This window comes from Flavobacterium sp. GQ95 (genome assembly GCF_059758655.1).
On record NZ_JCAXEB010000001.1, the window covers coordinates 430937 to 443162 of the forward strand.

A 12226-nucleotide genomic window follows, 5' to 3' on the forward strand; every position below is an offset into this window, starting at 1 on the left:
AAATATAATAAAAATGCAATAAAAATAAGACAATATTATTTGATCCTTATTATATCGACTATTTAGCTAATTTATTTTTTTTATTCTCTTTTTCCTGAGCGTCAATAACTGCAATTGCAGCCATATTAACCATTTCTTCAACACTTGCTCCTAATTGAAAAATATGAACCGGTTTACCCATTCCCATCATAATTGGACCAATTGAATTTACTTTATATAATTCTTTCAATAGTTTATAAGTAATATTAGCTGATTCTAAGTTAGGAAAAATCAATGTATTTACTTTTTTACCTGCTAATTTAGAAAACGGAAATTTTTCTGCAAGCATTTCCTGATTCAAAGCAAAATCTGCCTGAATTTCTCCATCAACAATTAAGTCCGGATGATTTTTATGCAGATAAGCCACCGCCTCTCTAACTTTTGAAGCACTTTGACTTGTTGAAGATCCAAAATTAGAATAAGAAACCATTGCAATAACTGGTTCAACTCCAAACATTTTTGCAGTTTTTGCAGTCATAATTGCAATATTAACTAAATCTTCAGAAGATGGATTTATATTAATTGCGGTATCTGACAGGAACATTGGTCCACGAGAAGTCAACATCATATTTGCGGTTGCAACTAATGAAGCCCCATGTGCTTTTTCAATTAACTGTAGCATTGGTTTTACAACACTTGGATAACTTCTTGTATGCCCTGTTACCAATGCATCTGCTTCCCCTTCATTAACCATCATGGCAGCGAAATAATTTCTTTCGCGCATGAATTTTTGGGAATCCAGTAAAGAAACACCTCTTCGTTCTCTTGTCTCCCAATATGATTTTGCAAACCTATTTCTTCTTGCTTCTTCGTCGTTAGTTTTAGGATCTATAATTTCAAGTTCAGCATCAAAACCTAATTCTGCCTTAAGTTCTAAGATGACTTCTTTATTTCCTAATAAAATAGGGAAACCAATTCCGTCTTCGTGAACGATTTGTGCCGCTTTTAAAACATTTAATTGATCTGCTTCTGCAAAAACAATTCGTTTTGGATCCATTTTAGCACGGTTTGTCATTAAACGAACCATCTTATTATCATTCCCCATACGTTCGCGAAGCACATCTTCATATGCTGCCCAATCCGTAATAGGATTTTTTGCAACTCCGGATTCCATTGCTGCTTTTGCGACAGCTGGAGCTACAATTGTAATTAATCTTGGATCAAATGGTTTAGGAATAATATAATCCTGACCAAAACCCAATTTTGTCGCACCATACGCCACATTAACCTGTTCCGGAACTGGTTCTTTGGCCAAAATTGCCAATGCTTTTACGGCAGCCATTTTCATCGCTTCGTTAATTTTTGTAGCTCTGACATCTAGTGCTCCTCTAAAAATATACGGAAAACCTAAAACGTTATTTACCTGATTAGGAAAATCTGAACGGCCTGTAGCCATAATAACGTCTTTTCGTGTTTCTACAGCTAAATTATAGTCGATCTCCGGATTTGGATTTGCCATTGCAAAAACAATCGGATTATCTTTCATTGTCAATAACATTTCAGGCGATAGTATACCTCCTGAAGATAATCCTATGAAAACATCCGCACCTTTTACAGCTTCTGCCAGCTCAATTTTAGCACCATCAACAGCATATTTTAATTGCAGTTCTGATAGTGCAGGATTATCTTTTGTTAAAAGTCCTTTACTATTAAACATTTGTATATTTTCGACTTTTACGCCTAACAAAACATATAAATCAGTACAAGCGATCGCAGCCGAACCTGCTCCGGAAACTACCATTTTAACATCTTCTGCTTTTTTTCCCGCCAACTCAAGTGCATTGATTAATGCTGCCGAAGAGATAATTGCTGTTCCGTGCTGATCATCATGCATTACCGGAATATCCAATTCTTCAACCAATCTTCTTTCGATTTCAAAAGATTCCGGTGCTTTAATATCTTCCAGATTTATACCTCCAAAAGTTGGTGCAATATTTTTTACGGTCTGGATAAATTCTTCTATGTCTTTTGTCCCTATTTCAATATCAAAAACATCAATATCAGAGAATATTTTGAACAATAAACCTTTTCCTTCCATTACTGGCTTAGAAGCCTCAGGACCAATATCCCCAAGTCCTAAAACAGCTGTACCGTTAGAGATAACGGCAACTAAATTTCCTTTTGCTGTATATTTATAAACGTCTTCAACGTTTGCTGCAATTTCTAAACATGGCTCTGCAACACCTGGCGAATAAGCCAAAGAAAGATCTCTTTGGGTTGCATATTTTTTTGTTGGAACTACCTGAATTTTTCCTGGAGTTGGCTCTGAATGGTACAGTAACGCTTCTCTTCTTTTACTCTCTTTGTTCATTATTTTTAGCTTTTATTCTAGCTTACAAAGATATAAGTCTTGTTTTAAAATGGCGTCTTTTTATAGCTTTCTTTTCTTAAAATAACATTTTTCAAAGGTCAAAAAAAATAGTCCAATACAATTTGGACTATTTAATAAATTTTATTTTTGAACTTTAATTACTGTGAAATATAAGAGTTTAAATGATTAATTGTGTCTTTTTGAATTTCTATAATTGCTTTTACAACATCGCTAATTGAGATGATCCCAACAACAATTCCATCTTCCAGAACTGGTAAATGCCTGATTCTTTTTGTACTCATCAGTTCCATACAATCTTCGATATTATTTGAAAGGTCTACCGAAAAAACGTTGCTTTCCATGATTTCATGAACATAAGTCTCTTTTGAAGATTTGTCTTTTAAAACGATTTTTCGGGCATAATCTCTCTCAGACAATATTCCTTTTAAGTCGGTTCCATCAATTACAAGAATGGCTCCTATGTTTTTTTCTCCCATTACTTTCAGTGCTTCATACACGGTTGTTGTTGAACGTACGGAATAAACATTTTTCCCTTTTGCGTTTAGTATTTGATTTACAGTCATATCTGAAAAATTTTAGGACTATAAAGTTAAAAAAAAATGCAGATAAAAAACAATTTTTAAAAGCTAACACATTCATTTTAAACAAAATACACGAAATCATATGTTTTCAAATTTTTATCATAAATAAAAGAATGATTTTGGACGTTTTTTTGTGAAAAACACATGATAATTGATTTTCAACACTTTACAAAATTAAAAAACCTTCTCTAAATCGTAAAGAAGGTTCCTGTAATCTACGACGTTTTGAAATTGAGGTTCAGATGTCTTTTTAATTGTAGCTTTTCCCAAATTAAAAAAACTCATCTGAATGTGAAGTAATTTTGCTGAAAATCGTGAAAAGATGTAAACAGTCCAATTTTAACTGATAACCTTAATTATTTATTCTAAAAAGCTAACATTGCGCTTTAAGCCATCGAACTTGGTTCGTTTAATTGGAGAATTTTTAAAGACTGTTTTAAAAGTTTCTTCCGTTATTTCAATCCAATCTTTTTTTGAAAAAGCGAGCAATTCAGGATTCGGATTAAATAAAGGTTCTGAATGTGGTTTTGAGAAACGATTCCAGGGACAAACATCCTGACAAGTATCACAACCAAACATCCATTCATCGAACTTCCCTTTCATTTCATATGGAATATTCTCCTTTAACTCAATGGTATAATAGGAAATACATTTACTTCCATCAACAACATATGGAGCAACAATTGCCTGTGTAGGACAAGCATCAATACAAGCAGTACAGGAACCACAATGATCTGTGGTAGCGTGGTCATATTCTAAATCTAAATCAAGAATAAGCTCTGCGATAAAATAAAAAGAACCTACTTTTTGAGTTAGCAGGTTACTGTTTTTACCAATCCAGCCTAATCCGCTTTTAGCAGCCCACGCTTTATCTAACACAGGTGCAGAGTCAACAAAAGCCCGGCCTGAAACTTCCCCAATGTTCTCTTGAATAGAATGAAGAAATTCCTTTAATTTTTCTTTGATTACAAAATGATAATCCTGACCATAAGCATATTTAGAAATCTTGAAACTTTCCTTATTTTGTATTTCGGTAGGATAGTAATTTAGTAAAAGTGAAACTACACTTTTAGCATCATCAACTAATATGGTCGGATCTAATCGCTTATCAAAATGGTTTTCCATATAAGCCATTTGTCCATTTTGATTATTTTTTAACCATTTTTCAAGTCGGGGCGCTTCTTGCTCAAGAAATCCAGCTTTAGATATCCCACATGAAAGAAACCCAAGTCGTTTTGCTTCAGATTTTATAAATTTCGAATATGTTTCTTTAGAATTGATTGTCATCTTTTAGAGAATATAACTTCCACTCCAACAGGTTTCAATGTAATTAATGGATTGAGTTTAATATCTAAATTAACAGATTTAATTGTATATTTTTTTACAATATAAGAAATGGTCAGACACATCTCATAAATAGCAAATCCAGCACCAATACACATTCTTGGTCCGGCACCAAAAGGGTAAAAATACTGCATTGAACGTTTCTTTTGTTCTCCCAAAAATCTTTCAGGTATAAATTCATTTGGATTTTCCCAATATTGAGGATTTCTATGCAATTCATAAAAAGAAACTCCAATTAAAGTGCCTTTTTTCAAATAATATGATCCTATGAAATCATCTTCAACATTTTGTCTGTCTGTAATCCATGCTGGAGGATACAAACGCATAACTTCATTTAAAACCGCGTTTGTATAAGTCATTTTTTGAAGTTGTTCAACTACATTTTCAGTTATTGATTCAATTTCATTAATTTCATTAAAAACATTCTCTTGGATTTCAGGATTTCTTCCCAGGAGATGAAGCGTGAAAGTTAATGCATTTGCAGTTGTCTCATGTCCGGCAATAAAAAGTACTTTAATTTCATCTATTAATTGCTTTACAGACATTCCTTCACCTGTATCTTCATAACGGGTTTCTAAAAGCATATTGAGTAAATCATTAGTTTCTTTGTTTGAAGAAATTCTCTCTTCAATAATTTCTCTAATAATGCCATTATTTTCTTCTGCCAGTTTAAGATGTTTTTGAACCTGGCCAGTTGCAAAAAACCACCATGCTTTATGAGGAAGTCTTATTTCTTTGATTAAGAAATTCTGAACTTCTTCTATAATAACTTTTATACGATTTAATTTTTCTTCCGAAATTGAAAGCTCAAATAAAGATTTAGCCACAACATTAAATGCCAATTGGCTCATTACAGGAAAAAGATCAATTGATTTGTCTTCGACTAAAACATCTAATTCTGAAATAATAGTTTTATTCATGTTTTCAACCAGCTGATTCATCTTTTGCTTATGAAAAGCAGGTTGAATAAGTCTTCTTTGCTTCAGCCATAAATCGCCGTCAAGAGTCAAAAGTCCTTTTCCTAAATATTTAGAAAGATAAACGGACTGAAACTTTGATTTATAATAATTTTTCTGGTTTTTTTGTAAAATATATTGTGCAATTTCATTATCTCTTGACAAAATTAAATGCTTTGATAATCCAATTTTAAGTGAAAAAGAATCTCCAAATTTATCAAAGTACTTTTTATGAAACGGAATCGGATTTTTACGCACTCCTTCAGCATCCAAAAAAAATCTAAAAATTGGAAGCTTGTTTGGGTAACTATATTTTTTATTTTCAGACATTGAAAAAATATTAAAATAAGCCGCCCTGAATATTGGTGTTTATTTTTCCTAAATGTTTATAAGCTTTGTCCGTAACTTCTCGTCCACGCGGAGTTCGCATAATAAATCCTTCCTGAATTAAAAAGGGCTCGTAAACTTCCTCAATCGTCTCACTGCTCTCAGAGACAGCGGTTGCCAAAGTTGAAAGTCCTACCGGTCCTCCTTTAAATTTATTTATAATAGTCAACAAAATCTTATTATCCATTTCGTCAAGCCCATGCGCATCAACATGCAAAGCTTTAAGAGCATAACGAGCTATTTCAAGATCGATAGTTCCATTTCCTTTTATTTGTGCAAAATCGCGCACTCTGCGCAGTAATGCATTCGCAATACGAGGTGTACCACGGCTTCTACCGGCTATTTCTATAGCAGCATCTAATGAAATTGGCATTTTCAAAATTGAAGAACTTCTTTCGACAATAGTGGTCAAAAGTTCAGTCGTATAATATTGTAAACGTGATGAAATTCCGAAACGGGCCCGCATTGGAGCGGTTAACAATCCCGAACGAGTTGTAGCACCTATAAGAGTAAAAGGATTCAGATTGATTTGCACCGTTCTGGCATTTGGCCCCGATTCAATCATAATATCTATTTTAAAATCTTCCATAGCGGAATATAAATACTCTTCAACGATTGGACTTAAACGATGAATCTCATCTATAAACAAAACATCTCTTTCGTCTAGATTAGTAAGCAATCCAGCCAAGTCACCTGGCTTATCCAATACTGGTCCCGATGTGATTTTAATCCCCACTTCCAGCTCATTTGCCAGAATATTTGCCAAAGTAGTTTTTCCTAGTCCTGGAGGTCCATGAAAAAGAGTATGATCCAGTGCTTCACCACGTTGATTAGCAGCGGCAACAAAAACCTTTAAGTTTTCTAAAACCTGATCCTGTCCGGCAAAATCATCAAATGACAGCGGACGTAATTTTTTTTCAAGATCAAGTTCTTCCGGATTGTATCCTTTTGTGGTGGGATCTAAGTTTTCATTCATTTTACAAAGATAGACAAAGAAATCAGTTTGTAAAACAGTAAAATTTCAAATAAAAAATCCAAACCCCAACAATAATCATCATCTTATTGGAATTTGGATCCTCTTACTTCATCAATCCTTAAAGGTTCGTCTTCGAGTTTTTAAGTTTGTTTAGAAAAATATATTTGCAAAACAAAAAGTAAAAGCGAGGGATAATTTCCCTAAGAAATGTTTTTTAAGAAATCTAAAAGTTGGATTTCTCTTTTAATTATTCTGATCATCAATAATCCAAAAAACAGTAAAAAGCCAAATCCACTCGATACTATGTAAAGGAAAAAACCTTTCGAGAAGCTTTCCTTAAAAACGGGTAAAAGAATCACAAAACCGACAATATAGGTCAGGTAAACCACAGGTGTAATGCTATAGTGGATTTTTTTTCTCCATTGGTAAAATTGATGTGTTAATTTACTGTATTCCATTAATGAGATATCTGTTCTTAACTCCTTAAATCTTTTCATACTAAGCCATTCCAAGACCACACGGAATAGCAGCATTGCAATCATAATACTTAAACCCACACTAAACAGTGTTTGTCTATAAGCTCCTACCCAGATATAATAAGAGATTAATATTATTGAAGTCAGGCCTAAAATTATCCCGGTCCAAAAATGGTTGCGCTTAATTTTTCTGGTATACGCCTCTGCTTTTTTAATAATATCTATGGCAGCTGGTTTTGTATTGGATTCTGTTTGCTGATCCCAGATATTTTGTAATTCTTCAAATGTTTTCATTTTGTACGCATTGAGTTAAACTTTTTTTAATTCGATGGATTCTGACACGAAGTGTTTCTTCGGTTAACCCGATTACTTCAGCTATTTCGGGATATTCGATGCCATCTAAAGTCATCAGAATGATCATCTTGTTTGTTTCTTCAAGTTTTTGTATGCATTGGTACATCTGCTGAAGCTGTTCTTCTTTTTCTGCCGAATAAGTTTCTGAAATAACCTGAGGCAGAATATCCGTTCTAATTTCTTTTTTGGAAGATGATTTTCGCAAATAAAGAAGACAAGTGTTTACCGCTATTCTATAAATCCATGTACTAATACTCGATTCGTTTCGGAATGTATCTAAATTCTCCCATACTTTAATAAAAATTTCCTGAGTCGCATCAGAAGCTAATGCTATATCTCCACAAAAGTAACCTTTGCATAAACGAAACATCTTGGTGTAATGTTTGTCGTATATATTATTAAATTGTTCTTTTTTGATCACTTTATTGCATTTCTGATTTTACTTTTTCCATGAACCAATCCGGCTGATCGTACATTACAAAATGAGCCGAGTTTGCCGCATAATAAATTTTAGCAGACGACAGATTTTCATATTGAGTTTTATATGTTTTTTGCACGGTATTAAGATCCGGATTTGTTGCTGCTAAAATTACGACCGGAATTTTAATTTTGGCAATTTCTTTACGCAAATCTAAATTTAGCATATCAATATAACCATAAACATAGGTCTTTCTATCAGCAATTTTCATCCATTCACTAATTGTCTTTTGCTTTTCTTTGTTTAAACACATATAAGAGATAGACTGAGAATTCATTGCATCAAATGCATTTTGATTCATGGCCAGCATCATTTTACTTTGTGGATTATCATAAGGAATTACATCTCCTTTGTAATTTGGGATCATCAGAGCTGCGGCCGCAGGCAATGCATCAACTAAAATTACTTTTTTGAATAGATCCGTTTCTGTTGAAGCTAGCCACAAACTTAACGTTCCTCCTAAACTATGACCAATTAATGTTGCATTTTTTATTTTATTCGTTTTAACATAAGAGATAACTTCGTTTTTAATTGTAGAAAGCCAAGGATTTTCAATTGGCGGAACGTTGCCAAATCCTGCGAAAGTAAAAATGTGGCATTCATAATTTTTAGAAAGTTCAGCTACAGTTTCATTCCATATTTCACCTGGACAACCAAAACCCGGGAATAATAAAACCGGATCCCCTTTTCCTTTAACATTTACCTTAAATGCAGTTTGAGAAAAAACAGATTTTGAAATAAGAAGCATGAATACGATAATTAGAATTGATTTAGTTTTCATAATGTTTATATGATTAAAGTTTATCTTTTGATACAGCACTACACTATTTGTTACCTCATAAAAACACTTTTTTTTTAAAAATTTTTTAATCTCCTGAAAATACAATACGTTACAGTGCTTAAATCTCAATTTCTTTTAAGCTCCAATCCATTAAATACCGATTTATCTACACAGATTTCTTTCCCTGCCCAATTACACTCTTATCCTGCTTTATCACAAAGGGTAATCGACGTACTTACTTTATAACTAGTAGTAAATTATGAAAAGGTAAATTCGTCAGCTTTGTTTTTCCGACAAAAGAGAAATCCTTACGATAAGAGTAAAGCAAATCGAAGCCTCAATATCATTTTTCACTCCGATTTAAATTCTAGACAAAAAAATCCAAATTCCAATAGGTAAAGAACATACCTGGAATTCGGATTTTAAAACATTGAGATATCTTTTCTCACTGAACTATTAAAACAAAAAAGACTATCATTTCTGATAGTCTTTTTTAAATATTTTTAATGGTGTAAAACTTCTTCACCTTCTTTCATTGGTACATTTTGCGGTACAAAATCTACATCATGATTTGGGTTACTGTAGTCATATGGCCAACGGTATACATGAGGAATTTCGCCCGGCCAGTTACCGTGAATATGCTCTACTGGAGTTGTCCACTCTAATGTTGTAGATTTCCATGGATTCTGAACAGCTTTCTTACCGTAGAAAATACTACTAAAGAAGTTGTATAAGAATACTAATTGGAACGCACCACCCACAAGAGCAAATGTTGTAATTAAAACATTCACATTTTGCAAATCATCAAATAATGGGAAGTTTGTATTTGTATAATAACGTCTTGGTAAACCAGCTAATCCAATAAAGTGCATTGGAAAGAATACTCCGTAAGCACAAACTGCTGTTACCCAAAAGTGAATATAACCTAAATTTTTATTCAACATTCTTCCATACATTTTAGGGAACCAGTGGTAGATACCAGCAAACATTCCGTAAAGTGCAGAGATACCCATTACTAAGTGAAAGTGAGCAATTACAAAGTAAGTATCGTGAACGTTAATATCTAAAGTACTATCTCCTAAAATGATTCCGGTTAAACCTCCTGTGATGAAAGTAGAAACCATTCCAATAGAGAATAACATTGCAGGGTTAAATTGTAAGTTACCTTTCCATAAAGTTGTAATCCAGTTAAACGCTTTTACAGCAGATGGAATTGCAATCAATAATGTAGTAAAAGTAAATACAGATCCTAAGAAAGGATTCATACCAGAAATAAACATATGGTGACCCCAAACAATTGTTGATAAGAATGCAATTGCAAGAACTGACATAATCATCGCTCTGTATCCAAAGATTGGTTTACGAGAGTTTGTAGCCATAATTTCGGAAACAAGACCCATCGCTGGTAAGATTACAATATAAACCTCAGGGTGTCCTAAGAACCAGAACAAGTGTTCAAATAATACAGGAGAACCACCTTGGTAATGTAAAACCTCTCCGGCAATATAAATATCAGATAAGAAGAATGAAGTACCAAAACTTCTATCAAAAATCAATAATAATGCAGCAGACAATAAAACCGGGAACGAAATAACACCAATAATAGCTGTTACGAAAAATGTCCAGATTGTAAGGGGAAGTCTGGTCATAGACATTCCTTTAGTTCTTAAATTGATAACAGTTACAATGTAATTTAAAGATCCCATTAAAGAAGATGCAATAAAGATAGCCATTGAAACTAACCATAAAGTCATACCTGTTCCAGATCCTGGAATCGCTTGTGGTAAAGCACTTAATGGCGGATAAATTGTCCAACCAGCAGAAGCTGGTCCAGCTTCAACAAATAATGAACTTAACATTATCACAGCAGATAAGAAAAACAACCAGTATGAAATCATATTCATAAATCCAGATGCCATATCTCGGGCTCCAATTTGAAGAGGAATAAGTAAATTACTAAAAGTTCCACTTAAACCTGCAGTCAGTACAAAGAATACCATGATAGTACCGTGAATTGTAACCAAAGCCAAGTAGATATCATTTGCCATTACACCGTCAGGTGCAAATTTATCTCCTAATAAAACATTAAATATTTTGAAAGACTCCTCTGGCCATGCTAATTGCATTCTGAAAAGCAAAGACATTGCAATACCAATTATACCCATAATAATACCGGTAATTAAGTATTGCTTAGCAATCATTTTGTGATCAATACTAAAGATATACTTAGTGATGAACGTGTCTTTATGATGATGTTCGTGCTCGTGATCGTGTCCGTGATCGTGACCGTGCGCTTCTGCTGACATATATGTGTACTTTAAATTTTCTTAATAAATATTATCTCATAGCAACTTTAGCTACAACCGCTTTTACAGTATCAATAACCGCATTAACAGTATCTTTAGCAGTACTATCTGTAGTAGGCTCAACTCCTTCAGCTGGTTTTTCAGCAGCTGCTGCTGCTTTAATATCCTGAGCTAAAGTTGTTTTTTCGCTTAACCATTTTTTATAATCTTCAGGAGTATCAACAACTACTTTCATTTGCATGTTATAGTGAGAAGCTCCACAAATTTTATTACATAGTAATAAATAATCAAATGTATAAGGATCTAAAGCTGTGCCGCCTTTAGCAACTAACTCAGCGCTTTTTTCAGCTCTAAGTTTATTGATATTTGACACTTTTTCAACCATAAATGGCAATTCTCTGTATTCAGAAGTAGTGTAAGTTGGAATAAAAGCAAATTCAGTAACCATTCCAGGAACACAGTTCATTTGCGCTCTAAAGTGAGGCATGTAAGCTGAGTGTAAAACATCCTGAGAACGCATTTTGAAATGTATTTTTTTACCTTTAGGGATGTGCAATTCACTAACAATAATATCATCTTGAGCATTAGGGTCTGACATATCAACCCCTAATGTATTTATACCTTCAATTAAACGAACATTAGCTTTACCCAAAACATTATCTTGTCCAGCATATCTTGCAGTCCATTTAAATTGTTGAGCATATAATTCGATTTCAATTACATCTTCATCCTTATCAACAAACATAATATTGTTCCATGCATATAATCCGTAAAGAATTAAACAAGCTAAAACTACAGATGGAATAATACTCCAAATTGCTTCTAATTTATTGCTATCAGCAAAGAATAATGCTTTCTTATCTTTATTTCCTCTATTTTTAAAAGAAAACCAGTATAATAAACCTTGTGTAATAAATTGAACAACAAAAATTAAAACCCAAGTAATATTCATTAAACTATCTACTAAAACTCCATGCTCTGAAGCAGGAGTATGAAGCGCTAAACCACCCCATTTAAGTAAACCGTAAATCGTAAATATATAGATGAATGCCAAAAATCCAAACATAATATATCCCTGAATATTATTATCATTATCTGATGCAACCTGAGAATCGTCCGAAGAAGATCCTACCTGAGTAAGATCAAATATCTTGGTCAATTGCCATAATGCAACTGCTAATAAAACTAAAACTATAATTACCAACAAACTTGTCAT

10 protein-coding genes are annotated in these 12226 nt (G+C 33.3%); all 10 read right to left on the bottom strand.

All coding sequences use genetic code 11. The features are described from left to right. Window positions 1–58: 58 nt before the first annotated feature. The gene (locus tag AC6CH4_RS01885; RefSeq protein WP_498099665.1) at window positions 59–2350 is read right to left on the bottom strand and encodes an NADP-dependent malic enzyme; all 2292 of its coding nucleotides are present in this window, start codon (window positions 2348–2350) and stop codon (window positions 59–61) included. Window positions 2351–2508: 158 nt separating this feature from the next. After that, window positions 2509–2934, bottom strand: a complete 426-nt coding sequence (locus AC6CH4_RS01890) for a CBS domain-containing protein (protein WP_498099667.1) — start codon at window positions 2932–2934, stop codon at window positions 2509–2511. 378 nt (window positions 2935–3312) lie between these two features. After that, complete coding sequence (gene queG / locus AC6CH4_RS01895) at window positions 3313–4239, bottom strand: tRNA epoxyqueuosine(34) reductase QueG (protein ID WP_498099669.1); 927 nt, start codon at window positions 4237–4239, stop codon at window positions 3313–3315. Beyond that, window positions 4236–5582, bottom strand: a complete 1347-nt coding sequence (locus tag AC6CH4_RS01900; protein WP_498099671.1) for a cytochrome P450 — start codon at window positions 5580–5582, stop codon at window positions 4236–4238. The genes queG and AC6CH4_RS01900 overlap by 4 nt, the downstream gene beginning before the upstream one ends. A gap of 10 nt (window positions 5583–5592) precedes the next feature. Next, window positions 5593–6615 (bottom strand): Holliday junction branch migration DNA helicase RuvB, encoded by a 1023-nt coding sequence (gene ruvB / locus AC6CH4_RS01905; protein WP_498099673.1) that lies wholly within the window; start codon window positions 6613–6615, stop codon window positions 5593–5595. Window positions 6616–6815: 200 nt separating this feature from the next. Next, the gene (locus AC6CH4_RS01910; RefSeq protein WP_498099675.1) at window positions 6816–7385 is read right to left on the bottom strand and encodes a hypothetical protein; all 570 of its coding nucleotides are present in this window, start codon (window positions 7383–7385) and stop codon (window positions 6816–6818) included. Beyond that, complete coding sequence (locus AC6CH4_RS01915; RefSeq protein WP_498099677.1) at window positions 7372–7866, bottom strand: RNA polymerase sigma factor; 495 nt, start codon at window positions 7864–7866, stop codon at window positions 7372–7374. Before AC6CH4_RS01915 ends, AC6CH4_RS01910 begins: the two co-directional genes overlap by 14 nt. A gap of 1 nt (window position 7867) precedes the next feature. Beyond that, the gene (locus tag AC6CH4_RS01920; protein WP_498099679.1) at window positions 7868–8704 is read right to left on the bottom strand and encodes an alpha/beta fold hydrolase; all 837 of its coding nucleotides are present in this window, start codon (window positions 8702–8704) and stop codon (window positions 7868–7870) included. A gap of 503 nt (window positions 8705–9207) precedes the next feature. Continuing rightward, complete coding sequence (locus AC6CH4_RS01925; RefSeq protein WP_099710744.1) at window positions 9208–11010, bottom strand: cytochrome c oxidase subunit I; 1803 nt, start codon at window positions 11008–11010, stop codon at window positions 9208–9210. Window positions 11011–11041: 31 nt separating this feature from the next. Beyond that, a complete protein-coding gene (locus tag AC6CH4_RS01930; protein WP_498099681.1) occupies window positions 11042–12226 on the bottom strand; it encodes a cytochrome c oxidase subunit II in 1185 nt (394 codons plus the stop codon).